Here is a 25,406-nt window from a genome sequence, read left to right as displayed (position 1 = left end):
CTTAATGTAGAGAAAAGGGAGGGTGTCATTCACTAGGTACTACAAGTAAATTAATTATTCCTACTAAAAGTATTGACAATATCAACAGTAGTGTTTATATTGTTGTTAACAACATTGTCAATATGGATATTTAATAAGGAGGAATAATTAATGGTGAATGATCTATTAGTAAGAGCGATTGAAGAATTGGATAATCTCAATAGTGGAGAAGTGTTCCTTGTAAGGGATTTATTCAAAGGGTATGAATGGAATAGATTTGAGAGAAATGATAGATTGAGACTGGGTGTTTTATTTTTAAATGAGATTCAATCTAATGGAGAGTTAAGGATTGAGATATTGGATAAATCATCTTCCCACCAACAAAAGTATAAAAAGCTGTAGTTAAATGATTTCTAAATATTAGTGAGATAAAGCTAGAATATAAATGATGGCTTTTTCTATAGTATTCTGATGTATTATCGGATCATAAAGCGCAGTTAGTGAAATAGAGGATTTCCCCAACTTATGTCGAAGGATAGGACTAAAGGAGGGGGGAACGTTGAAATCTAAATTGAAAAAGTTGTTTGAAGATGACAAGTCTTTTGGAACGGATTCAATTGGTTTTGACAATGGCTTCATGCAGAATCAACATGGCGATTTGGTGGATTACATGATATTAGAGTATGTTGATAGATTCGATGTTTACCTGAATCTATACGATGAAGGGAAACCACCATACAGAAATATACTAGCGAAGGGTTCTGCTAAGACGAAAGAAGAAGCTCAAATGCTTGCGATAGAAGAATTAGACCGATTTGCATATAGTAACGATATAATACATTAATTTGAAAGCATCTCTTTTGAACTGCACCCCAATTGTTAGACACATATAACAATTGGAGGTGCAGTTTTTTATGGCCAAATTTACTTCTGAAGAAAAACTACAAGCAGTTAAGAGATATCTAAGTGGTAATGAAGGATACAAATCAGTGGCGAAATCCATTGGTGTTAATTCTGGTGTCCTCCACAATTGGATTAAACAATATGAGTTTGCTGGTGAAGCTGCTTTCGAAAAGCCCTATACAACCTACACCCCAGAGTATAAACTGGATGTACTGAACTATATGAACGACCATGGGACATCCGTTAGGGAAACTGCAGGGATATTTAACATCCCTGCCCCTTCAACTCTCTTTAAATGGAAGGCTGATTTTGAATCAGGAGGATTGGATGCCCTCAGACCAAAGCTAAAGGGGCGTCCACCTATTATGGAAAAAGACCAAAAGAAATCAACACCTGCTGAAGGATCTATAGAATCACTCCAGGCAGAATTGGAACGTTTACGCATGGAAAACGCATATTTAAAAAAGTTGAATGCCTTAGTTCAAAACAAGGAAAAATCACCAAACAAGACAAAACGCAAGTAGTCTATGAATTAAGGCATGAATTTCCGGTGAAAGCACTTCTGAAGTTCGCAGGAATCCCCCGAAGCACGTATTATTATTGGGTGAAAAATATGGACAGGCCTGATTCAGATGGTGAGCTGAAGGAATTGATCCAATCCATTTATGATGAACATGAGGGCCGTTTTGGCTACCGTCGTATCCGGGATGAACTGAGAAATCGTGGACACAAAGTTAACCACAAAAAGGTGCAGCGTATCATGAAGGAAATAGGCCTTAAATGCCTGGTACGTATGAAGAAATACCGTTCATACAAGGGGAATGTCGGTAAGATTGCCCCAAACATTTTAGACCGCAATTTCAAGGCTGATAAACCGAATGAGAAATGGGTTACCGATATTACTGAATTCAAGCTATTTGGAGAGAAGTTATATCTGACCCCAATTTTAGATTTATATAACGGCGAAATCATCACCTACACAATCGGGTCTAGACCAACATATTCACTTGTTTCCACCATGTTGGATCAGGCTTTTGGGATGTTGACAGGGAAGGGAAACATTCTAATTCATTCAGACCAGGGGTGGCACTACCAGATGAAGAAATATCAGCTTTCGCTTAGTCAACGCGGCATCACGCAAAGCATGTCCCGCAAGGGAAACTGTTACGATAACGCTGTGATCGAAAATTTCTTTGGGATTATGAAATCCGAATTTCTCTACCTCAAGGAATTTGAAAGTGTCGAGCACTTTAAACAGGAATTGGAAAAATATATAGAATACTATAACCACAAACGGATTAAGACAAAATTAAAGGGCATGAGCCCGGTACAATACCGAGTTCACGCCCAATTAGCTGCCTAATAAAATCCTGTGTCTAACTTTATGGGGTCACTTCATTTATGGGGTGCTTTTTTTTCTGTAAAAATTAAAATTGAAGTGTGAGTTTAATGCAAATGATAGAATGGTTGTCACTTTTGATATTTCCTTCTCCTTTCACAGCCCTCTTTTGAGGGCTTTTATAAACTTTCAAAAAGTTTTTGCGCCTTCAAATATTCAGAGCCGCCTTCTATAGGATTAAGAAAAAGTTCTAAATAATTGTTAGTGATATATAGTGGTGAAATTAGAAGGTTTGATAATAAGAGGGGCGGTGTTTTTAAATATTCATTTTCATTCATTTTGACTATTGAAGTGACATATAAATTACCTTCACGATTAATACTATCCAACTTTACTATCACTGCATCAGCCTCGAGTCTTTTTTTAATGTTATCCTCTAATTTATGAAATAGTAGCTTTAACTCCACTATTTTGTCATCACTCCATTTCTAGGTATTTATTCCTATCATTCTACAAATAGTTACAAATACCTTCTTTTATTTTCCAGTTGCATAACAAACGTATGTTTGCATATAATAAATAAAAACGTATGTTCGGGGGTGATTTTGTGAAAGGAATTCTCAAGCGAGCAGCTGGCACAGAGCAAAAACTTGATCTAATCTACGTAAAAAAAGATAACCAATTATCACAACGGACCATTAAAGTGTTGGCAGTAACTGATTATTCAGTAAAAGCATATTGCTACACTAAACGACAATTCAGGACTTTCAAACTGGATAATATCCTTTCTGTTGTACCATTTAGAAATAGGAGGACTGCGTGATGGATTTCAAAGAGTTCAAAGACCGCGGGATGAAAAAATGGCATGGTTTTATGATGCCGGAACATATTGGTTCGCTTGGGGATATGTGGCATGATGATGAAAAAGAGAAGAAACCAATACTAGACGAAACCCAACTACAAGAAATTGATGAAACTTTACATGCTGCTATTGAATTTAACATGCCAATCATACTTACATTATGGATCGACGGATTTCTTAAGGAAGAAGAAGGTCGACTTCATCATGTTGACAATGTGGATAAGCGCGTTTCACTTGTGGATAGTTTTGGTAATGTTAGTCAAATAGACTTTGAAAACATAGTGAAAGTGGAATTTAAAGATTGAAATGGGGAATCAAATAAACACATCTTTGAGTTGATGTACATCAAGAAAACCCCCTCTACTCTGTAATATTAGAGATAGTGAATGTACTATTCAGTTTATACTATAGTTTCATAACTTTAATGTCACTCATAATAATAAAAATCACTACATCACTTAATATAGTGGTGTATTTTTTTGTTTATAGACCTTTTAAATAACCGCATTTTACTACAACAACATTTTGAAAAATATTATCTGTTTTTCAGCCATCGGGTTGCAAGAGTTAAAGAAGGGTGTTGCTACAGCGACCTTTTATTTTTGTGCTAACGGGGAGGTTGGTGGAATAAAAAGGATAATAAATCCAAGTATCGAATATAAAGAAATGGGAAGCAACTAAGGGTTATATGATAGATTATTTTAGAAAGGGAGTTAATTGTGATTCGTGAAGCTGAAAGAACCAATAAAGAGCAAATTTCTGAACTCTATCGAATGTTAGTAACAAATAGTAAGAAAAGAAATGTACTTGAAGAACAAATTGATAGAATCAGAAAAGATTCTAATAATTTTTTACTTATTTATGAAGAAGAAGGAGTAATATTAGGAACTCTTACACTCAACATATGATTGGAAGCCTTGCATGGCAAAAGCCTTTTATGGAGTAGTAGAAAACATCATTGTTCATGAGAATCACCAAAGTAAAAAGTTGGAAAAAACTATTACAATACGTTGAGGAGTATTGTAAGTCAATAGATTGCCATAAAATTATGCTATTAAGTAACTCGAAGCGGTATAGAGCCCATCAGTTTTTTGAAAGAGAAGGATACGACGGTACAGTAAGTAAGGGATTCAAAGTTTTATTGAACGAACGGGTGCTATTCTTAAGAAGGAGAATAGCTCTTTCTTATTGAGGTAACGGGCAGCATTCCTGTAATGAAGAAATATGAGGTTTGAAGATAAAAAAGCCACTTGGTAGGATATGAGTGTCCTAAGCTTTCCGGCAAAAAGGGCACAAACACACTACCAGGAGGCAATTTAAATGAATTATAACCAAAATAAAAGATTGCTCAAATTACTTCTCAAACATTGATTATAGGTGTTGATATAAGTGATGAACGTAAATCACCAGCATGTTTAGAACCACTGATTACTGACAGTTCAAGTTTTTGTAAGTAGAAACATATTTACCGTCATAAACAGCTGGAGATATTTTGACCACTATACCCTCGTCAGTACTTTTGTAATTCGCAAGCTCTTTCTCATGATCTCCCTCCGGATAACTAATTTCATAAAATCAAAAACAATTTTTTTGCGCGTTTATCGAATGAATAACTATTTCATTAAAAGTGTCAGGTTCTATTTTCGATATACAATGTATTGTGGGGAATACAAATACAGTTATATATTCGGATTTATCTAAACCTTTACATGAACTCATATATACCTTTATACCAACAAATTATCAACTAATTTTTTCTTACTAAAATAGTTTATCCTTATGCCATCTCACTCTACAATATTTCAATTACCTATTTGCTATATCAGTAAGTAATCCTTTTTTAAACAGTGGTATTAGTTAAATTATTTGGAATATTTGTAAAACCAATTGACTAAATCGTTTGATTAATCTTATAATTGATTTGTACCTACATAGGGATAAGGGGGGGCAAATTTGATTGGAATTGTTGTTATAGCACATGGTGGTTTAGCGGAATCAATAGTCAAGGTTGTTAGGGTGTTTGCAGGCGATTCACCGCTTCTTGCATCTGTGGATTTAGCTCCTGAAGCGGGACCAGAGGATTTTTTTGCAAAATTGACGGATGTAACAAAACAAGTGGACATAGGGAAAGGAGTACTAGTTTTAGTAGACTTATTTGGCGGGACACCAGGAAATTGTGCAATGAAGTTAGGGGTCGATAGGCCGGATTATAAAATTGTCACCGGTGTAAATTTACCTATGCTGCTTGAGGCAGTTCTTAACAGAGAAAATGTCACGGACGTAAATGAACTTGCCCAAAGAGTCTATCAATCTTCTAAAGAGGGAATCCAATTGATTTCTATTGGCAATCAATAATGTGCGAAGGGGTAGAGATGATGACTAATGTTTACTACAGGGTAGATGACAGATTGATTCACGGTCAGGTTATTACAGGATGGTCACGCTATTATCATTTAAAAAAGATTATTATTGTTGATGATGTTGTAGCCAACGATGCAATACAAAAACAAATTATCTCCCTTGTGGCCCCGCCAAATATCAAAGTTCATATCACGAATGTTCTGGAAGGTTCACATCTGATCAAGGAAGCTAATCAAAATCAGGAGTCCACTCTTGTTTTGGTTAAGGGGCCAGAAACCTTAGTAGATTTGGCAAGGAGAAATGTAACCGCATCCAAAGTGGTTATTGGAGGAATGCAATTTAAACATGGACGAAAAAAGGTCACAAATACCGTGTCTTTAACCGTAGATGAGGCGAAAGCCTTTCAAGAATTAAGCAATGCGAATGTTGAACTTGTTTTACAAGTTATCCCAACTGATAAGGCTCAAGATTTTAAAGGGCATCTTAATAAATTAATTTTGCGAGAGGGAGTGTAGTGAATGACGCTAATTCAAGCCATTTTGATCGCTTCTTGGGCAGGCATATCTGGAAATTATTTCATGGACTATTTGGGTTTTGCACGGCCGATAGTCTCCGGCTTAGTTGTGGGAATTATTTTGGGCGATATTACAACAGGCGTGATTTTGGGAGCCACAATCGAGGTAATCTTTTTAGGTATTTTTACAGTTGGTGCTGCACTTGCTCCCGACCATAACCTAGCCGGAATTATTGGTGTCGCATTAGGGATAGCATCTGGTTATGGGGTGGAAACCGCCGTAACGATTGCATTGCCGGCGGCATTGTTAGGCCAGTTCTTAATGATGGCGATTGTGTATCCGGGAAATCTATTTCCTCTTCACTTAGCCGACAAATATGCAGCACAAGGACGTACCCGGCCAATTGAACTTGCTTTTTATAGTGGCGGAATTCTCTGGTTTTTAAAAGGATTTATTCCTACCCTCCTTGCTACGTATTACGGAGTAAAGCTTGTTGAAAAAGTATTTGATTCCTTGCCAACATGGCTTGTAGATGGATTCAATATAATTGGTGGAATCCTGCCAGCAGTGGGTTTTGCGATGTTATTAAATGTAATTGGCGTAAGCGGAAGGGTGTGGGCATTCTTTACCATTGGGTTTGTATTTGTAAGCTACCTGCATCTAGATATTATCGCAATTGCAATAATCGGTGTTGTTTTTGCGTATCTATTGGTCACACGAAATACAAAGGCGGAGGGAGTGTAAGCCATGCTGGGAGAGGAAAAAGTGCTTGATTATGTGGAAAATTTTGATAATTCAGAGAAACAAGAAATGAAAGTGAGCAAAAAAGTGCTTAATGCTGTTGCTCGAAGAGTATTGCTGTTTGAGAACTCTGTCAACTTTGAGCGAATGCAATCCTTGGCTTTTACCTACACGATGATCCCGGTTTTGAAAGTTTTATATAAGGATAAGCAGGAGCTTTCGAAGGCTCTCCAACGTCATTTGCAATTTTTTAATTCAAATGTCGCTACAGCTTCACTTATTACAGGAGTAACTGTTGCGATGGAGGAACAAAAAGCGAGTGGCAAGGACATAAGCGATGATACTATTAATGGAATGAAAACAGGTTTAATGGGGCCAGCGGCGGGAATTGGCGATGCCTTATTCTGGGGTACTTTTGTTCCTATTGTTGGTGGCATTACTGCGTCAATGGCCATGTCAGGGAACGGATTTGCCCCTATTCTTCACCAAATTATCCGAATTATCGTTTATGTTGCTTTTACTTTTCTATTTGTGAAATTTGGTTATCGTCAAGGAATCAACTTATTTCAGATGGTGGGGCAGGATACCGTAAAGAAGATTACGCAGGGGTCAACTATTTTAGCTGCGACCGTGATAGGTGGATTGGTCGCCTCGCTTGTCCATGCGCAAACGGGATTAGCCATGAAATCAGGCGATATGAGTATCAAGATTCAAGAGATTGCTGATCAAATGCTTCCCAATCTAGTCCCAATTAGTATCTTTTTTCTTGTGTTTTATCTATTAAATAAACGAAAATGGTCACCACTCCTAGTGATTGGTTTTGTCTTTTTACTTGGTATAGTAGCCTCCTATTTTAAAATACTGATAGTTCAAAATTAGACAATAGAAAGGTTTGAGAAAAATGAGAAGTGCAGTTTATCTAGGCCCAAAAGAGATTCAGTTAGAAGAGTTCCCGGAAGAGGAATTGCAGGTAGGTGATGTCAGGATAAAAATTGGACTTTGTGGGATCTGTGGTTCGGATATAAAAACCTATCTTCGGGGTACGCCATATTTTATACCTCCGGCTGTTTTAGGACACGAAGTAGTTGGAACAGTCGTTGAATCAAGAAATAATAAATGGAAAATTGGCAATCGCGTTGCGGTTGCGCACTACATACAGTGTGGAACATGCCCGTACTGTCTTGCCGGCAATGGAACTTTATGTCCGGAATTGTTTAATAGAAGGATATCACCCGGTGGTTTTGCGGAATATTTACGAGTCCCAAGGGATTTGGCAGATCGCGCTACCTTCAAGCTCGCTGATAGCGCTGAGTTCTTGGATGCAGTGTTGGCGGAGCCACTAGCATGCTGTATACATGGTGCGAAAAAGGTAGGTATTCCTGTAGGTGGCACTGTGCTGGTAATTGGCGACGGGCCGATGGGGCTGCTGCATTTGCAAACGGTTCGGGCCTTTGGTGCCGGGAAAGTAATCTTAAGCGGCATGACTCCGGAACGATTAGAAATTGGTCGGTACTATGCTGACTTTGTTATTAATGCAAATGAAGCTGATGTTCATTCAGAGGTAAAAAAGTTAACAGACGGACTGGGCCCAGATGTGATAATCGTTGCAGTGGCTTCTGTTGGAGTTGCGGAACAGGCAATTAAAATGGTCCGGTCAGGTGGGGGAGTATTACTATTTGGAGGTTTCTCAAGTAATTCTGAATTGAAGCTTGATCCAAACCGTGTTCACTATGATGAAGTTCGAATAGTCGGTTCATTGGGATCACTGCCCGAAGAGTTTCACCAAGCTTTGGAGTTTCTAGTCTCTAAGAAGGTAAGTGGAGAAAAAATGTTTACCAACCTGTATAGCCTTGATCAAGTTGGACTTGCATTGGAGAGGGGTTCAAAGCAAATAGGGGTAAAAGCTATTGTTGATCCATGGGCGCCTAAAGGAACAGATAAGATTCTGAAAATGTGAGGTGATGGAACCATGTTATCTTCTATGAGGGATATTTTACAGGAAGCATATCAAAAAAAATACGCGATTCCACAACCAGACTTTGTTAGCATCGATATGGCAGCAGCCTATTTACATGCTGCAAGCAAGTATCGTTTTCCGGTTATTCTCGGATTCGGTGAAGAATATTTGGATGTGTCAGGGGCGGCAAATTTAAAACACCTGGTTAAAATCATTGAGGAACTTTCAAATGCGTATGATATTCCTGTCGTATTGCATTTGGACCATGGCCGTTCCTACGAGGCTTGTGTAAGAGCCATCAATGCAGGGTTCACATCTGTTATGTTTGATGGTTCATCCTTGCCTTTTGAGGAAAATATTCAAATTACAAAAGGAGTTGTAGAAATAGCCAGATTAGGTGGAGTAAGTGTTGAAGCCGAATTGGGAAGGCTAAAAAATGCTGAGGACTATGATATGGCGGTTAGTGATTCACAAGTACTTACAGATCCCGAGACAGCGGGAATATTTGTGGAAGAGACCGGTGTTGATGCTCTCGCCGTCTCTATAGGCAGTGTACATGGCGATTATAGCGGAGAGCTTAATATTCGCATTGACTTGCTGAAACAAATAAATAATCTGGTAGGAATTCCGTTGGTACTACATGGGGCGACCGGGATCCCTTACCAGACTTTATCAAAATGTGTGCAAAATGGAGTTGCGAAAGTTAATATTTACACGGATTTTGCCAATACAATCAATCAAATTGTCCGCGAACATTTTATTCATGCTGAAAAGTTTCAGATCCCTGGTATTTTAGGTGATATTCGTGTAGGGATTAGCGAAAAATTAGAAGAATACACACAGGCTTTAGGGTCAATAAATAAAGCTTAATATATACTCAGGAGTAGTGCCGCATATTTAATTTGTAACTATAAAGATCGCCCCGGCCTACTCCTTCTTCATATACAATTGGCCTCTCCGATTCATCGTATGTGATACGCTGATTTAATAAACCTGCAGAATTGGCGGGTACACCCAATAAATTTGCTACCTCGGAAGTAATGATGACTCCTTTAATTGTATGGGATGCAACTTTTGGAATCCAACCTTGATGAGCCAGCATCTCGTATAAAGAATTGGTAAACATACTATCTACATTTAACCCTACATATTCGGGTATATATGCACAGGTATAAAAAAGTGGAATACCATTACCAGTTCTGATTCTCCTAACTAGCAATGCCCTTTTTTCTCCATTTAGCTGCCTGGAAATATTTTCAGATAAATCCACCCATTTAGCATCTAAAAATACCGCCCCCGCCTTCATACCTCTTTCAGTTAACTCTTGCGTTAAGCTTTTTAATTGGGGTACCACTACTTGGGCATCAGGTATGGAAATAAAAGTTCCTTTTCCAACAACTCTTATTAAATAACCTTTGCGTACCAGTTCTTCCAGTGCTTTTCTAACCGTATTTCTACTCATTCCGGATAATTCCTGAAGAAGTATTTCCGTTGCAAAAAAGCTACCGGGTTCCATTTTTTCTTTCTCGATTACATTTTGAAGTACTTGTATTAGTTGGTGGTAAAGCGGCATCGGATTTTGTCTATTAATCCTTTTCAATTCTTCTTCGATAACCTTTATTAGTCTATCACTCGGTTTATATTCATCTGAGATTGTCATTGATACATCCTTCATATTAAGTCCCTCTCACTCCAAAATACTTTATAGTCTCTATTATAACGTATTACAAGGTGTACCGTCAGGAAAATGCAATGTAGAACTATAAGGAAGTTTCGAAAAAAAAGACGATTTCCGGTTTCACAAGGAATCGCCTTTTTATTTATTTTGTTTCACCAAATCACCCACACTATAATGATCTGCTACTGAATATGTAATGGTAAGGTCATGGCCATACCTATCTGTTCCATTTATTACATTGCTTTACTTTGAATAATAGGGGGGATCTTATGTGCAAAAAAGGAAGGGATTTGCTCGATATGACTCGTATCTTTGAAGTCCATCCAAATGATCAGCCCAACTTTGAACTAAGTGGTTATAAAGATGTTGATCCATTACGTCATACCCTATTTTTACATATTTATGGAGCGTATCCGTAGATTTTTTTCAGTCCATCAAAATTTTGTCGGGTAGGGTTTTCAACAGGTATCTACTTCCTCTGAGCTGAGATTTCAATTACACGAGCTATCTGCTCATTTTTTTAAGTAATTCTTTAACTTCCTTTTGCAGTTGTTCATAGGCTTTCTTTGTTTTCTCTTGTCGCTTCTCGTTTATTTCTCGCTGGATCTTCAATTCGATATATCCAGATTTGTATTTCAAAAAGTCACCCCTTACGCAAGGAATTATATTCCCTTAGATTTCCATGTACTTTTTTTCGAGTTCAATTAGCATTTTTATAATAATTTATTTTTAGATTTTAAACCGTTCAATAATAAAGTTTTTATGTATATTTCATCATTATTTTCAAGTATATCATCAAGCACTTTTCATCCTCAATGATTTGAAATGATTCAAGGCAACATAGAGAAGAAAGTGGAAAATTAACAAGAAGGATGAAAATGGGATTATTGTTTTCAATGTATACAAAATAGATATTTGTCTAAAATGTATAAAAAAAACACAAATTTGTCTCATTTGTATACAAAAATATATATTTGGTAACAATATAAACAATGATAACAAAATCCATTGATCCCAATGGTCAATGTAAATTCTCAAAATTAAATAGTTTAACCAGCTGTTGACCTTTTTATGCCTTAAAAGTTCATGTTTTTTGACATGGGCTTTTTTTTATTTTTATAGGTATAAATGATAAGTTATCTGAAAATGATGTTGGTAAAAAGGAGGTTATAAATCCAGCAAAAATAAAAAATTTCTATCAGCTGTCAAAAATTCAGAACAAAGAAATATGCATTGGATGTCCAGATAGTAGGTTCTTATACTGACATACCATTAAAAGGAGATTAATAGATGAAAGATAATCGGAAATATTGGGAAAGTTCCAATGAAAACATATCTATAGAAACCAGGAGGATCTTAAATGAATACTTCTTAAGTTTAAAACTTGCTAATAAAGCAGAAGCCACTATTACAAAATATCGAAGAATATTAGAAAAATTCCTTTGCGAGTGCTTGGTTCCTCTAGAATCCTTAACATCAGAGGATGTGCTGAAATGGCTGACTGAATTTGCAGAGGATAAAAAAGAAAGAACCGTTGATCTTTATCTTTCATGTCTTTCATCCTTTTTTCAGTTCTGTTTATCAGAGGATTACATGGAAAACATGGTCATCAAAAAACGGTGGAGGCCGAAAATATCACAAACACTCCCCAAGTATCTCACAGAAGAAGAATATGCACGAGTAAGGTTAGCTGCAGAATCCTTAAGTGTTCGTGATCGAGCCATTATCTTATTCCTATTCTCTTCGGGATGCCGAAGGGGAGAAGTTTGTAACTTATCAATAGCAGATATCACTTTGAAAAAACGCACCGCCAAAGTTATCGGTAAAGGAAAGAAAGTTCGATATATTCATTTTTCAATAATGTGTGCAATTGTGTTGAAGGAATATTTACAAACAAGAGACTGTGAAGAGACTGCGCCTCTATTTATGAATCGATTTGGAAAGCCTTTAGGACCAGGTGGAATTTTGAAAATCATTAATGACCTGGGAAAAAAAGCGGGGTTGAATCAGTCCTTACATCCTCATGTTTGCCGACATACATTTGCAACGAATATGTTGGCACGTGGTGCAGACTTAGCCTTTATTGCAGATGAAATGGGGCACGCAGATCTAAATACAACTAGGATCTATGCGAGGATTCCAACAGAGGATATGATTATAGCCTATCAAAATAAAATGGGGTGAAAATAATGAATCTAGAAATCCAAGAGTCTTTTATCTATGACAATCAATCCAGATTCAGTTCTGAAACTATTAGAAGTTACCGAATTTCTCTATCTCAGTTTTTCTCTTTCTGTGAGAAAACATTTGATGAAGTCAAACCATCGGATATACGATCGTGGCTTTTGAGTATGGAAGAAAAAGGGCTAAAACCCAGAAGTATTCATTTAAAACTATCGGCATTAAAATCTTTCTACCAGTATTGTTTGGAAGAAAATTATATTCTTAAAAATCCCACCCTCACCGTTCACACACCAAAAAAAGATGATTCTCTTCCTTATTATCTATCCCAACGGCAGCTAGCTCTTCTTCAAGAATATACAAAGGGAAATGTAAGAGATCGAGCCATGGTTGAAACTTTATATTCAACAGGAGTAAGACTAAGTGAACTCCTCCATATTAAATTAGAAGATATTAAATGGGATACAAGACAAATTTGGATTCGTAAAGGAAAAGGAAATAAAGAGCGTTTTGTTCTTTTTACACATGAATGTGCGGAACGAATAAAATCATATTTGAGCGAACGAAACATTAAAAGTGATTACTTGTTTTGTAATCAACGCGCGGAGCCTTTAAGTCGTGTGTTTTTGGAAAAGAAATTTCAGGGTTATTCGGAAGCTCTAGGTTTTAAAGTAGTACCCCATACGATGCGCCATACTTTTGCAGCTCACTTGGCGGAAAAGAATATGCCTCAAAGCTACATCCAAGAACTACTCGGACATATTAATATTAATTCCACCAGAATTTATACACGTTTAATGGAACAAGCTCGCAAAAAATTATATGACCGATATCAAGGCTAATAAAAAAGGAGAAAAACCATGGATAAGTATTGGGAGATTAAAAAGGCATTACCTAACAAGGAGAATGAAAAGGTAATAAATGAATATCTGTTAAGCCTGAAGAATGAAAGTAGAAAACAGACTACCTTAATCACCTACCGGTGCCTTTTGCAATCCATTTTTATGGATGTGGAAAGATTGTATACTTCCCTCACATCGGATGATATTCAGGAAATGTTAACAAAAAATAAAAATGATAAAAATGAAAAAACTCTAAAGAATCACCTAAATATTTTAAGTTTCTTTTACAATTATTGTGTGGATAAAGGATATATGGAACAATCACCTATCCTAGAAAATAGAGTCACCATCAATTATTGGGAGTTAAAAAAACCGTTACCTAATGATGAGAATCAAAAAGTAATCAACGAGTTTTTGCTTAGCCTGAAAAGGGCTAATAGAACAAAGAGAGAAATTATCAAATACAGAGGATTTTTGCAATTGTTTTTTAAGGGAAAGGTAAATTCGTATTCAAGCGTCACATCTAATGATATACAGAAATGGCTAACGGAACATCAAAAGAATTGGAAAAAAATGACCATATATATATATATACATTACCTACGTTCTTTTTACAATTTTTGTTTGGAGAAAGGTTTTATAGATAAAAACCCTATCCTGTTCCTATGGGAAAAAGAAGACAAGTATTGGGAGGTAACGATGCCATTACTTAATAAGGTGAACCAGGAAAGAATCAATGAGTATTTATTAAGTCTTTATGTGGTGAACTACAGTAGGCATACTATCAGTGGATATAGATACGTGTTGCAGAGTTTTTTTAAGGATAGGAAGGAATTGTTTACATCTATTGCTTCTGGAGATATCCAGCATTGGCTAGCACAGCTGCAAAAAATGAAGAAAGAAAGAACGACCATGTTTTACATCAATGCTCTTACTTCCTTTTACCGTTTTTGTGTAGAAGAAGGTTATTTAGAAAAAACACCAATGAAAAAAAGATGGTTCCCTCGACTACCAAAACCAGTGCCTAAATACCTAAACAAAGAAGAAGTTGCAAAAGTCCGCAAGCAGAGTGAAAAGGAATTACTTCGAAACCGAGTCTTGGTAGAATTCTTAATTACCTCCGGTTGTCGAATAGGCGAGGTGTATTTGCTCAACCGGGCAGATGTTGATCTCGAAAATCGAATAGCGATGGTAGTAGGAAAAGGGAAAAAAATCCGCCAAGTCCATTTCTCGGTAAAGTGCGCATTGTTGCTTGAACGCTACCTCGAAACCCGAAAAGATGAGAATCCTGCCTTATTTGTCACAATTGAAGGAAAGCCTAGGCGTCTTTCAATTAATTGGATGTACAGGATTATAAACAGGATGGGGAGTAGTTCAGGACTATCAAGTGCGCTCCATCCACACCGATTTCGTCATACATTTGCGACGGATTTAATAGGGAAGGGTGCAGAACTGTCATTTTTAGCGGATGAATTGGGGCATGCTAACCTCCAAACAACACAAATTTATGCTAATCTGCCGGAGAAGAAAATCATTACATTATACCGTAGGTATATGGGATAAAAGAAGATGGAAAGAATGGGCTTAGACGCGCTTTTTAAACAATTTACATTGGATCATGAATTTCGTCTTGAACCAAGTACGATAAAAACCTACGAAAATGCAATAAAGCAGTTACTTGAATATACAGAGAAGTCCCTAGATGTTATCACTATATCAGATATCCGATCCTGGCTTGGGCATTTGAAGGAAATTGGATATAAGCTAAGTACCATTTCAGTAAAGTTATCGGGGGTGAAAACATTTTTCAGCTATTGTCTAGAAGAAGGAATTACCCTCACGAATCCTGCAGAAAAAGTTCCATTTCCTCATATAGGAGAAAAACTTCCTCGATATTTAACCTTGGATCAACTTAACAGGTTGCGGCAGTATTTGGATGGGCGGCTGCAGGAACGAGCAATTGTCGAGATTTTGTATGCCACGGGTGTAAGAATTAGTGAATTATGCGCTATGAAAAAAGAAGATATCGATTGGTCAGAACGTATTATTCACATTCCGAAGGGGAAACGGAAGAAAGGTCGTATCGTCCTCTTTACATGGGAAAGCGCTGAACATTTGAAAGTTTACTTAGAATCTAGAACCGACAATCTTCCATTTTTATTCTTAGGTGGAAAGTGGAAGAATCGTCCCATTTATCGGCAACAAGTTTCTGAATGGTTTGCAAAGTGCTCCAAACGATTGGGATTCAAAGTAACTCCGCACACTTTGAGGCACACTTTTGCTGCGCATTGTGCTCAAAAGGGAATGCCATTGGATTACATTCAGGTGCTTTTAGGTCATGAGAGCCCGGAAGATACCCATTATTATGCAAAATTATACAATCAAGCTCGAAAGGAAATGTATGATGATTTCATGTAATAGAGCCAGCAGAAGAAGAATATTATCCAAAATAATTAAAGATAGTTAAAACCATGTCTTTCTTCTTTTTAGAAAGACATGTAATAAAACTCAGCATAATACAGTTTAACCATACTCTTGGAATTATGCGGAAACACCTAAAGCCCTTGATATTACTGGGTTTAGGTGTTTTTTTATTTTGCCTCCATAGAATGGAAAGTGCGATTAACGCTAAGAAATTAGAAGTTAAATTCAATAAAGAAGTTTCAAAATCAGCTGCAGAAACAGCTGGGAATTACACTTTTGTTGGTTTAATTGACAAAAACGATGCTGCTGTAACAGCAACTTCATATGAACTGCAAGATGATGGAAAGACAGTTGTTATCAAATTATCAGATGCTCTTAAGAATGACATCTCAATTGTTGCTACAGTTTCTGAAATCGCAACAAAAGCAGATTCTAATGTTAAGACTAAGAAATTCACAACTACACTTACATTCAGTGATACTGTAAAGCCAGCATTAGCAAGCGTAACATATCCACGTGCTGGTGTAGCTGAAGTAAACTTCACTGAAGAATTAAGCACAGCTGGTACTGTTAAAGTTTATGAAGGAACTGCAGAATCAACTGAAGTTTCTCAATCTTCTTTCACAGCTGGAGATCAAAAGCTTGTATTTACTGGTCTAAAACCAAATAAAGAATATAAAGTAGTAATTGTTGGTGCTAAGGACCAATCTGAAAACTTAATTGCTGCTCCAATTGAAGTAGTAATCAAAAGTACAATTAATGATACAGTTGCTCCAGAAGTTAAATCTTTAACAACAGTTGGAAGAAATACTGTTAAAGTTGAATTTACAGAGGGATTAGATACAATTGCTGCTAATACCTATGCTGATTTGTACTTAGATGGCAGTACTACTGCGGAAGCAGGCACAACTCAAACTTTTGACGAAAAAACAAATACTTTAACTATCACTAAAGCTGGTCTTGTTGCTGCTGATGGTATACATTCACTTAAAGTGGATGGTTATAAAGATTATGCTGGTAATTCAGGAAAAGCTTTCACTAAGACTGTAACATTCTCAAATGCTGCTCCAGCTGTTAAAAAGACTGAAGTAGTTAAAAAAGGAAATGATACTTTTGTTGAAGTAACATTCGATAAAGCACCGGATTTAGCTGCTCTTCAAACTGACAGTAATGGTACTGATGCTGGTGTATATACTCTAACTTATACAACACCAGAAAAAATCCAAAAGACTACTACTATTGCAGCTGCAGATATCACTCTAGATACTACAGTTTCAACTGCACCTAAAGCATTATTTAAAGTAACAGGAAAAGATGCTGGAGATTACAAACTTGTATTACCTAAGGCTAATGTAACAGATACTGTTACACAGGCATCTTCTGATGTGACAATTACATTTACATTAGGTGATGCAACAGATGCTACTAAACCTTCAATTCAAAATGTGTTCTTACCAGGCACAGATGCATCAGCTGTTGCAGCAGGTGTAACATCAGTTCCTCTAAATACTGTATATGTAAAGTATGATAAGGAAATGTCTGCCGCTGCTCTTAATGCTGCAAACTACACTGTAGATGGTGTAACTGTATTTGAAAACCCTGTATTTGTAGGGGATAAGACACTAGTAAAACTGTCAATTAAAGAAAATACATTAACTATTTCAGGAGATCGTAACTTTGCAATCAGCAGTGCAGTAACTGGCACTAACAATGTGGCAATTGATCGCTATGCATCAGTTCTTGACTTCAAAGAAAATGTTAAGCCACAATTAGTATCTGCTAAATTAGCAGGTTCTAAAGGAGTTGAATTAACTTTCAGTGAAGCTGTTAAGGATAGTACATTAGCAAAAGCTGATTTCACTGTAACTGTTGATGGCTCTACTGTTGCACTTGATGATGCTTCACCTACTACTTGGCTATCTACTGGTACTGTAGATGATAATGTTGTAACTCTAGTATTAAAGAACGACATTACAGTTGACCAGTTTGCTAAAGCAATCACAGTTAAGTTAGATAAAGATTCTAAAGCTACTGACCTCAATGGTAATATTGTAGTTGGAGGAGTTACACTTAACGTTGCAAAGTAATATGATTCTTGTAAAACTAATCTAGAATTATTAGAGGATTAGTAGACAAATTGATTGGAAGAAAGCTCTGTAGAGAGAAATCTCTGCAGGGCTTTTCTTTTTGCTAGAAACCGAATCAAATAGAATGAGAAACATCATTTGATAAGGTGCATTAAAAGTTAGAGTATTACGTTACTGTGTATTAATAATATTGAAAGAGTAGAGCAAAGTATTAATAAGGAGCTATCTAATGACTCTTACGGAATATGTTAATTTAGTACTGAAACCTTTTTCAAAAAATATCTTAAATGAATCCGCTAAAGATTATTCAAATGATTTTTTTGTGTTTACTGGAACGTCAGTTTATAGTTATAAAACCCTTTTGTTTTACACAACTGATCCTCACCTTTTATTAGCTTATGAGAAGGATGAAGAATTTAAACATGTCATAATCCCATATGAACAGCTGGATGCTAATCGAATTATTAAAGATGTATGTGAATTTGCCAAAACGTTACCGATGGAGAAAGATGATCAATTGGACTATTGTTTTTCGACATGCAGAAAAATACTTTATATTATTGATAGGGAATTCATACAAATATATGAAGATCATCATTTCGCGGTTAAAGGAAAAAAGGGGGAAATTGGCAGAATTGTTAAAAGCTATAGTTCAACATCTCCATTTTTAATTTTGGAATGGGAGGAGGAAATAGAAAGAATCTTTAATCTTGTGTAAATGATCATTTATTTGCTTTGCGAAAAGTTTATTTAATCTGCTAAAATGGTTTGATTGTCTCGGGATACAGGCAAACTGACAAGGAGAGTACCTTACAGTTTGTCAAAATCCTGAGATCTGGTCTCCTAGTTGCGAAGGAGAGAATTCATTTGATTAGCCTTTTTGAAGTTATCTATGGGTGTGCAAAAGTCTATTGGGAAGTATGCTATTAACACCAAAGTTTTATTAAGAGTAGCATGGGGATGATCCTTATGTTTCACTTGATATTTACCAGTGAAAAAACTGTAAAGTATCACTTTGTTCCATCCGAAGTGGTTTTCCTTTATTCAAATTTCTCCAGTATGACCCTTGTACATTCCCTTAGAATACACAAAAATTTTTGTGCGTTCTAAGGGGATGATTTTTTATGATAATACATATTGGATGGGTCTTAAGTAATATTGGCAGATGGGACGAAAAATGAGTTTCCGGTATTTGAGCGTTGTAAATGCTATAACTGTGTTTCCGAGGGGATTCTTCATTAAAATGGTTACTATTGTGGATATGGAATTACTGAGGGAGATGGAGAATTATACCTTCCAATCTTTTAATCTATATTATATCCCATTGTGGATAATTTCTCGAAAAGGGGAATAGTGAAAAAATCATCCCAATCCGTTCTGAATTAATAGAAGGACCTTTGCAAGATATGCCTAGCTTTTCTAAAAATATACCTGAGGGTACCTCGCCTTTTACAATTTCTAGAGCTGAGTATAAAACATTATTGTTGCAAAAAAATAGATCACTGCGTTATTTACATATTAAATTAAATTTACTTATAAAATAATGCTTAAAATGAACTATTGATAGATTTTTTAAAGCATATATTGGAATTGGTGGCAGAGTTGAGGATTAAGAGGAATAAAGATTTCCTGAATCACTTTTCTGCGTTAAGCTACAAAACCTATATCTAATAGGAAAAATCTTATTCAATAAAGAATATGGGAATTTGATATTGAAAGCTATTACTACAAAAATAATCAGTTTCCTGAATAGGTGGTATTGGGTTAGAAGTATTAAGGACAAATAGATCGTAAAGTGAAATGAGGATCATCGGTGAAACAAATTTTGAATATGGGAATAATATTTGGGGGATTGGCATGGTTCTGGTTAATTGCGGATAATCCAAAATGGTATTGGTTTTTTATCATACTTCTTACAGGTGTTATAATCCCTGAGTTGGTTTTTCTACCAAAAAAGAAAACAAAAACAAAAAAGGTAATGAACAAAAACCAATTGACTAAAAGCAACCATCAAAAATGGTTAGCTAAGAAAACATTGAGTGATGAAGAGCTGCTAACAGCAAATTTCAGTGATCTGAATGGTTATGATTTTGAAAGATTAGTAGCGATGTATTTTGAAGATAAAGGGTATGAACCAGTAATTATTGGAGGATCAGGGGATCACGAGGTAGATATTATTCTTACTGATCCAAAAGAAAAATACAAAATTGCGGTACAGTGTAAACACTGGAAAAATAAAAATGTAGGAAATGATACGATTCTGAGGTTAAATTCGGGCAAAAGAGTACATAAGTGTTTAGATGCTTGGTGTATTACAACAAGTAATTACACTAAAAGTGCTAAGGAGGCTGCAGAAGGTTTAAATATTAGGCTTCATAATGGATTGCATGTTCAGGATAAAATCGGTAATTGGCGTAAAGATAAAATTAATCGTATTAAAAAGTGAATGAGACTTAATAACTCTTGGTAAAGTAGTAGATACCAAAAGCCGCACTATACTTAACCAACGAAGGTGACTTTTACACAGCTGCAAAAGTTAACGCTAGCCCAGATACAGCTACAAAAGCTATGTTTTAAAGTCTTGGATGCTGACCTTAACCAAGTAGCAATTATTAACAGTGCAAAATCAGTTACAGAAGTACACAACGCTCTTATGACTCTTGGAGTGGTAGATTACTGGAACGTTAAAAGTGTTGACAGACTTGCCGTAGCAGAAGAATTGCTTGAAGTAGTTCAGGAAACTGGATTTTTGTAGTTTAGTAGAAAAGAGGTAAAGGACTGAAATTTATTGGCTTAGTCCTTTTTTTGTGTGTTGGTGCTTATGTATCAATAATATAGACATGTATTAAGTGTTTTATCATATTCTTTTGATTTAGTTTTGCATATATCGTTTTCATTATCTTGAATTAAATTGCTGTCTAGCCGTGGATTTGCATTAGGAAAAAGGAGAAAAAAAACAGTACTTTTTCCAATCTTGTTTTATTTCTTCTGTGTCCACCTATCCCATAACATTTGAAATATAGGATTAAATTTAATCATGACCATATAGCCGAATGCAAGTATACCTATTGAAATTGGATTAATGGGCTGACTAGTAAAAATATTGAATAAAAGAATATAAGTTAAAGCAACAGGTAAGCAGATACCCAAGATGTGCAGATATAGAACAAATTTATGGTAGTCCATAGAATGCCATCCTTCTTTTGCCAATGTTGTTTACGATCACAATTGTTATACCCAATATTTCATGTTTATAGAAATAGGTGTCTCCCTGCCTCATAGTTGGTTCCCAAACGGCAAAGGAATCGGGGAAAAGTAGCGAGCAGACCATTATGTATTCGATCGTTATTCAACCGGTTTTTTCAATCAAAAACCAATAATAAATCGGGGCGTATTCAATCGGATTGCGTCCCTTTTTCTTTTGCCCAATATCGGTCAAATCTCCTTCCAGCAAGGGTTTCAATCTCTTTTCTCCAATCCTCTTTTTTCTAATATGGTCCCTTTCTTAAATGAATCCGTACGATTTCAGTTCTTTTCGTGTAGTTTTCAATCACTTTTCAATCTTTTCTTCTGACACTTTCCTCCATTCAGGGAAGAACTTAATAACTTTGGCAGAATATTCGACACAATAAGGGCAAAAATGGAGGGAGGGAAGGACTTTTTAGCTAACGGGAGGTTTGTTCAAGATAATAATTTACATTATTATGGTAAGGTGTTTATATAATTAGAAACTAAGGAGGGATAAGGATTGTTTAAATATGTGATTTTTGACGTGGATGGAACCATTTTAGACACAGAAAAAGCTATATTAATATCTTTACAAAAAGTCTTAAAAGAAGAGGGCAAAGATTATCAATTAGCGGATTTAAGATTTGCTTTAGGAATACCTGGAAAAGAAACATTACGAAGACTGAATGTGATGGATGTAGACCGTGTACATCCAAAGTGGTCAGAGACTATTCTAGAATTTTCTCACGAGGTAAGTGTTTTTCAGGATTTAGAAGATGTTATAAAAACATTAGCAGAAAGTCCTGCCAGAACTGGTATTGTGACTTCAAAAACAAAAAAAGAGTTAATTGATGAATTTGAACCATTTGGATTGAGTTCATTTTTTGAGTACACGATATGTGCAAGCGATACTGAAAAACATAAACCACATCCTGACCCTTTATTAGCTTGTTTAGATGGGATAAATGCTAATAAAGATGAAACAATATACATTGGAGATTCTACATATGATATGCAATGTGCAAATAGTGCAGGAGTAAAATTTGCCCTTGCTTTATGGGGTTCTAAAACAACTGAAGGATTTGAATCAGCAGACTTTGTATTAAAGGAACCAAAAGATATTTTAGATTTAATAAAAATGTAAAACCTAAATGGCTTGATTGTGAAAACACCTGGAACACTGGAAACTAAGAAAAAAATCTGAGATTGTGATGAATTAAACTTAAACTAAAGCCTGCTATTGTTGAAAAAAGAAGAAAGAGGTTGATACACATGAATTATGTGTATCAACCTCTATTTTAAAGGTTTTCAATAAATTAGGTCTTGATAAATTTCAAATCAACAAATATTTCTTTTTGTTTCGACGTTATGTTTGACAATTCAACATACCCTTAAACTTTTACTTTATTTGTATATTGATAATTGACTCAAAATTAATTTTATGAACGTCTTCGTCAAAATCCTCAATTCTCATATGCTTATTTGTAATGTCTATATAATGAATAAAACCTTCTAATATATTCGTAAAACCATTTCGCCAATAAGTAATAATAATAGGAGAATGAAATTCCAAAGCAATATGTATTGTTTCGTCAAACTCATTGAATCGAGATTCGTCTAATGTTGGCTTTATTCCTTTTTTCTTGTCGTAGTGATGAGCTATTATCTGTTCTTTATGTTCGGGAAGCATCATCCTGCTTGATTATATCTTAACTATTGTACTTACATACCGTTTAGTAAAGGCATTTTACTTTGAATACATGTCAACTATGTTTACCCTTTAGATTTTATATCTAAAGGGATGTTTTGTTGTAAAAGGATATACTTAATTAAGTAGTTCAGTATAAACTAAATTTATAGAAATAATTGATAATGATATAAGGAAGTTGTGAACAAATGTACTTAAAATGGCAGGTTAGTTGAAAAGTGTATTACAACTTTTGTTCAACAATCGGGCCATATTGTTGAAGAAAGGTAGGAACTTTTAGTATCTCATTATAGTTTTCTGGATACTTCCATGGAAATCTAGGGTATGGATCAGTGTACATCTATTTCAATATCAATTAAAATTATCTTGCTCATAAAAATCCACTATAGCCCTTGCCATATCATAAATGATTTGTCTTAAAGTTATGGGATGAACGATCCTTATCTGATTCCCAAATCCTAGAATATATTCTATCGCTTCTTGTTCTGTATCAAAACACAGTTTTACAGGGATCCATCCATTCTCTAGGGGTGAATTAATTTCTAATGTTTGTACAAATCGTCCGGTGAACCCTATTCTCTGAGCAATAGATGGAGATATTTCAACATTTACCTCATATCTTGGCAGACTTTTGATAAACTTTTGTTTTGAGTTATCCCAATATTGGGCTAAATTAAAGTCCTCTGGTCGCGAGAACTTTTCCGCTGTCATTAATGCTGACTCGATTCTTGAAGCTCTGTAATTCCGAAATTCTTCATTGGAGGACGCGATTAAATACCATGTACTACCTTTAGCTACTAATCCTAACGGATCAACAACTCTTTCTACAATTTTCCCATCTGCTCGATCATATTTCATTTGAAGTTTTCTTTCATTCCAAATTGCTTGTTGTAAAATTTTAAAAAACTCAATTTTTTCAGTTGACTGTCTCCATGTACTTGTATCAACATGGATTCGATTCCAAACATCATTGGCGTTTTTCTGCAAAAAACTTGGAATAGAAGCAATAAGTTTTTGACGTGCTTTACTCCAATCAGTTGTTAAACCTAGATCATTGAGTACATGGATTGATGGTGAAATAAACAAAGACTTAATTTCATTATCTTTTAAACCCGTTATATTTGTCCGATAGCCTTCCAGTAAAGACCAACCTCCATTTTTTCCACGCTTTGCGAGAACTGGAATTCCTGTTCTGCTCAAGGCTTCCATATCCCGATGAATGGTACGTTCTGTCACTTCCAATTCATTCGCCAATGCTTTGGTAGTTAATTTTTCGTTATTTTGTAGCAACAATATTATGGTAATAAGTCTGTCTGCTCGCATGATAACCACCTAACAAAAATATATTTAAAATCTTATTATGACATAAGGTGTCAACATTGTAGATTATACTATAGATATTACAAATGGGAGGCAGATAAAAATGAAATCTTTAACGGGAAAAGTAGCTTTGGTAGCTGGTGGAACAAGAGGAGCCGGACGTGGTATTGCTATGGAGTTAGGTGCCGCAGGAGCTACTGTCTATATCACTGGGCGTACGACACGACACGAGATTTCTGAATACGGGCGCCATGAAACTATTGAAGAAACAGCTGATCTAGTAAATAACCTAGGTGGAATCGGAATTGCTGTTCAAGTTGACCATCTTATTCATGAACAAGTACAGTCCTTAATTGAAAGAATTGAGAAAGAACATGGAAGGTTAGATATACTTGTAAATGATATTTGGGGAGGTGAATATCTTGTTGACTGGTGGAATACGAGAGTATGGGAGCATTCGCTTGAAAAAGGCTTAAGAATGCTTCGTTTAGCGATTGATACTCATTTGATTACGAGCCATTACGCATTACCATTGCTCATCAAAAACGAGGGTGGACTTGTCATAGAAATGACCGATGGCACAAAAGAGTATAATAATGAGAACTATCGCATACCAATGTTTTATGATCTAGCTAAAAGCTCTGTCATCCGTATAGCAGAAGGGCTCGCTCACGAATTAGAACAGTATCATTGCACAGCTGTCTCCTTAACCCCAGGCTGGATGCGATCCGAAATCATGCTCGATCATTATGGTGTCAAAGAAGAAAACTGGCATGACGCTACTGAGGAGGAACCTCATTTCGTCATCTCGGAAACGCCACGTTATGTGGGGCGAGCTGTTGCAGCCCTTGCTGGAGATCCCGAAGTCTCACGTTGGAACGGTCAATCTCTGTCAAGCGGAAAGCTTGCACAAGTTTATGGTTTCACTGATCTTGATGGTTCTCAGCCAGATTGCTGGCGCTATATTGTGGAAGTGCAGGATGCTGGCAAGCAAGCAGATGCTACCGGATATCGTTAAAAAAACTTATTTACTATACTAGACTATTTGAGAGTATCATCGGTGGTTAAGTTTATCTGTGTTCAATAATAGGGCGCTTTAATAGAGGAAATATCATAGAAATGTTCAAACTTTTTTATAAAATAATGATGCAATAAAACATATTAAGAGCGTGTTTTGATCAATCCTTTTTCAAAACACGCTCTTTCTTTTTGCTTGTTTTCAATGTTATAGTATTAATTTGTCAAACTTTATTCTATAGCTACATAAAAAAGTAACTCACT

28 protein-coding genes are annotated in these 25,406 nt (G+C 35.9%); 23 read left to right on the top strand and 5 right to left on the bottom strand.

The genetic code is table 11. From position 1 onward, the window contains the following. The first annotated feature begins 150 nt into the window (after positions 1–150). The 3 genes from KHA97_RS12035 (at position 151) to KHA97_RS12025 (ending at position 2,245) form a co-directional block, all read left to right on the top strand. Entirely contained in the window at positions 151–381 is a 231-nt protein-coding gene (locus KHA97_RS12035; protein ID WP_213124978.1) for a single-stranded DNA-binding protein, read from the top strand. A 157-nt stretch (positions 382–538) separates the two neighbouring features. Beyond that, a complete protein-coding gene (locus KHA97_RS12030) occupies positions 539–823 on the top strand; it encodes a hypothetical protein (RefSeq protein ID WP_213124977.1) in 285 nt (94 codons plus the stop codon). A gap of 70 nt (positions 824–893) precedes the next feature. Further along, positions 894–2,245 (top strand): IS3 family transposase gene (locus KHA97_RS12025; protein WP_213124976.1). Its coding sequence is split into 2 segments (ribosomal slippage): positions 894–1,341 and positions 1,341–2,245, totalling 1,353 coding nucleotides; the frame shifts between segments, so codons are not numbered across the junction. Positions 2,246–2,400: 155 nt separating this feature from the next. Here the strand turns inward: KHA97_RS12025 and KHA97_RS12020 are convergent. Further along, positions 2,401–2,688 carry a hypothetical protein gene (locus KHA97_RS12020; RefSeq protein ID WP_213124975.1) on the bottom strand — a complete coding sequence of 96 codons (288 nt, stop codon included), beginning with the start codon at positions 2,686–2,688 and terminating at the stop codon, positions 2,401–2,403. A 122-nt stretch (positions 2,689–2,810) separates the two neighbouring features. Between KHA97_RS12020 and KHA97_RS24715 the strand changes: the two genes are divergently transcribed. The 9 genes from KHA97_RS24715 (at position 2,811) to KHA97_RS11980 (ending at position 9,527) form a co-directional block, all read left to right on the top strand. Further along, a complete protein-coding gene (locus tag KHA97_RS24715; RefSeq protein WP_456076488.1) occupies positions 2,811–3,044 on the top strand; it encodes a WYL domain-containing protein in 234 nt (77 codons plus the stop codon). Beyond that, on the top strand, positions 3,044–3,388 hold the full coding sequence (locus KHA97_RS12015) for a YolD-like family protein (RefSeq protein WP_213124974.1): 345 nt from the start codon (positions 3,044–3,046) through the stop codon (positions 3,386–3,388). The genes KHA97_RS24715 and KHA97_RS12015 overlap by 1 nt, the downstream gene beginning before the upstream one ends. 414 nt (positions 3,389–3,802) lie before the next feature. Continuing rightward, entirely contained in the window at positions 3,803–3,991 is a 189-nt protein-coding gene (locus tag KHA97_RS12010; protein ID WP_213124973.1) for a hypothetical protein, read from the top strand. A 1,045-nt stretch (positions 3,992–5,036) separates the two neighbouring features. Next, positions 5,037–5,438: a PTS sugar transporter subunit IIA gene (locus KHA97_RS12005; protein WP_213124972.1), complete on the top strand. Its 402-nt coding sequence runs from the start codon at positions 5,037–5,039 to the stop codon at positions 5,436–5,438. 20 nt (positions 5,439–5,458) lie between these two features. Beyond that, a complete protein-coding gene (locus KHA97_RS12000) occupies positions 5,459–5,959 on the top strand; it encodes a PTS system mannose/fructose/N-acetylgalactosamine-transporter subunit IIB (protein ID WP_213124971.1) in 501 nt (166 codons plus the stop codon). A gap of 3 nt (positions 5,960–5,962) precedes the next feature. Beyond that, complete coding sequence (locus KHA97_RS11995) at positions 5,963–6,703, top strand: PTS mannose/fructose/sorbose/N-acetylgalactosamine transporter subunit IIC (RefSeq protein ID WP_213124970.1); 741 nt, start codon at positions 5,963–5,965, stop codon at positions 6,701–6,703. 3 nt (positions 6,704–6,706) lie between these two features. Further along, positions 6,707–7,579, top strand: a complete 873-nt coding sequence (locus KHA97_RS11990; protein WP_213124969.1) for a PTS system mannose/fructose/sorbose family transporter subunit IID — start codon at positions 6,707–6,709, stop codon at positions 7,577–7,579. A gap of 22 nt (positions 7,580–7,601) precedes the next feature. After that, positions 7,602–8,657 (top strand): alcohol dehydrogenase catalytic domain-containing protein, encoded by a 1,056-nt coding sequence (locus KHA97_RS11985; RefSeq protein ID WP_213124968.1) that lies wholly within the window; start codon positions 7,602–7,604, stop codon positions 8,655–8,657. A gap of 12 nt (positions 8,658–8,669) precedes the next feature. After that, the gene (locus KHA97_RS11980) at positions 8,670–9,527 is read left to right on the top strand and encodes a class II fructose-bisphosphate aldolase (RefSeq protein WP_213124967.1); all 858 of its coding nucleotides are present in this window, start codon (positions 8,670–8,672) and stop codon (positions 9,525–9,527) included. 7 nt (positions 9,528–9,534) lie between these two features. Here the strand turns inward: KHA97_RS11980 and KHA97_RS11975 are convergent, their stop codons facing one another. Next, complete coding sequence (locus KHA97_RS11975) at positions 9,535–10,332, bottom strand: GntR family transcriptional regulator (RefSeq protein WP_213124966.1); 798 nt, start codon at positions 10,330–10,332, stop codon at positions 9,535–9,537. Positions 10,333–10,604: 272 nt separating this feature from the next. Here KHA97_RS11975 and KHA97_RS11970 point away from each other — a divergent pair, with 272 nt between their 5' ends. Next, positions 10,605–10,754 (top strand): hypothetical protein, encoded by a 150-nt coding sequence (locus KHA97_RS11970; RefSeq protein WP_213124965.1) that lies wholly within the window; start codon positions 10,605–10,607, stop codon positions 10,752–10,754. Between the two features lie 85 nt (positions 10,755–10,839). Here the strand turns inward: KHA97_RS11970 and KHA97_RS23995 are convergent, their stop codons facing one another. Beyond that, the gene (locus tag KHA97_RS23995; protein ID WP_233713457.1) at positions 10,840–10,974 is read right to left on the bottom strand and encodes a YidC/Oxa1 family membrane protein insertase; all 135 of its coding nucleotides are present in this window, start codon (positions 10,972–10,974) and stop codon (positions 10,840–10,842) included. A gap of 651 nt (positions 10,975–11,625) precedes the next feature. Here KHA97_RS23995 and KHA97_RS11965 point away from each other — a divergent pair. The 9 genes from KHA97_RS11965 to KHA97_RS11925 all read left to right on the top strand — a co-directional run bounded on the left by KHA97_RS11965 (position 11,626) and on the right by KHA97_RS11925 (position 22,241). Next, positions 11,626–12,519 carry a tyrosine-type recombinase/integrase gene (locus tag KHA97_RS11965; protein ID WP_213124964.1) on the top strand — a complete coding sequence of 298 codons (894 nt, stop codon included), beginning with the start codon at positions 11,626–11,628 and terminating at the stop codon, positions 12,517–12,519. Between the two features lie 5 nt (positions 12,520–12,524). Next, positions 12,525–13,358, top strand: a complete 834-nt coding sequence (gene xerA, locus KHA97_RS11960; RefSeq protein ID WP_213124963.1) for a site-specific tyrosine recombinase/integron integrase — start codon at positions 12,525–12,527, stop codon at positions 13,356–13,358. 18 nt (positions 13,359–13,376) lie between these two features. Further along, entirely contained in the window at positions 13,377–14,921 is a 1,545-nt protein-coding gene (locus KHA97_RS23990) for a tyrosine-type recombinase/integrase (RefSeq protein WP_233713456.1), read from the top strand. Between the two features lie 6 nt (positions 14,922–14,927). Next, positions 14,928–15,776, top strand: coding sequence for a tyrosine-type recombinase/integrase (locus KHA97_RS11950; protein WP_233713455.1), 849 nt, complete (start codon positions 14,928–14,930; stop codon positions 15,774–15,776). A 53-nt stretch (positions 15,777–15,829) separates the two neighbouring features. Continuing rightward, on the top strand, positions 15,830–17,869 hold the full coding sequence (locus KHA97_RS11945; protein WP_213124962.1) for a hypothetical protein: 2,040 nt from the start codon (positions 15,830–15,832) through the stop codon (positions 17,867–17,869). A gap of 229 nt (positions 17,870–18,098) precedes the next feature. Further along, entirely contained in the window at positions 18,099–18,587 is a 489-nt protein-coding gene (locus tag KHA97_RS11940; RefSeq protein ID WP_213124961.1) for a hypothetical protein, read from the top strand. Positions 18,588–19,682: 1,095 nt separating this feature from the next. Next, the gene (locus KHA97_RS11935; RefSeq protein WP_325167446.1) at positions 19,683–20,315 is read left to right on the top strand and encodes a restriction endonuclease; all 633 of its coding nucleotides are present in this window, start codon (positions 19,683–19,685) and stop codon (positions 20,313–20,315) included. A 135-nt stretch (positions 20,316–20,450) separates the two neighbouring features. After that, on the top strand, positions 20,451–20,624 hold the full coding sequence (locus KHA97_RS11930; protein WP_213124960.1) for a hypothetical protein: 174 nt from the start codon (positions 20,451–20,453) through the stop codon (positions 20,622–20,624). A 993-nt stretch (positions 20,625–21,617) separates the two neighbouring features. After that, the gene (locus tag KHA97_RS11925; protein ID WP_213124959.1) at positions 21,618–22,241 is read left to right on the top strand and encodes an HAD family hydrolase; all 624 of its coding nucleotides are present in this window, start codon (positions 21,618–21,620) and stop codon (positions 22,239–22,241) included. Positions 22,242–22,496: 255 nt separating this feature from the next. On the opposite strand, the gene KHA97_RS11920 is transcribed toward KHA97_RS11925, so the two are convergent. Both KHA97_RS11920 and KHA97_RS11915 read right to left on the bottom strand, forming a co-directional pair. After that, the gene (locus KHA97_RS11920; protein WP_213124958.1) at positions 22,497–22,787 is read right to left on the bottom strand and encodes a YolD-like family protein; all 291 of its coding nucleotides are present in this window, start codon (positions 22,785–22,787) and stop codon (positions 22,497–22,499) included. 369 nt (positions 22,788–23,156) lie between these two features. Then, the gene (locus KHA97_RS11915) at positions 23,157–24,128 is read right to left on the bottom strand and encodes a helix-turn-helix transcriptional regulator (protein WP_213124957.1); all 972 of its coding nucleotides are present in this window, start codon (positions 24,126–24,128) and stop codon (positions 23,157–23,159) included. A 100-nt stretch (positions 24,129–24,228) separates the two neighbouring features. On the opposite strand from KHA97_RS11915, the gene KHA97_RS11910 reads away from it, so the two are divergent. Continuing rightward, positions 24,229–25,143 (top strand): SDR family oxidoreductase, encoded by a 915-nt coding sequence (locus KHA97_RS11910; RefSeq protein WP_213124956.1) that lies wholly within the window; start codon positions 24,229–24,231, stop codon positions 25,141–25,143. Positions 25,144–25,406: the final 263 nt, after the last annotated feature.

The organism is Lederbergia citri, assembly GCF_018343625.1.
Lineage (GTDB): Bacteria > Bacillota > Bacilli > Bacillales > Bacillaceae_C > Lederbergia > Lederbergia citri.
This window is presented reverse-complemented; position numbering and strand designations above follow the sequence as displayed.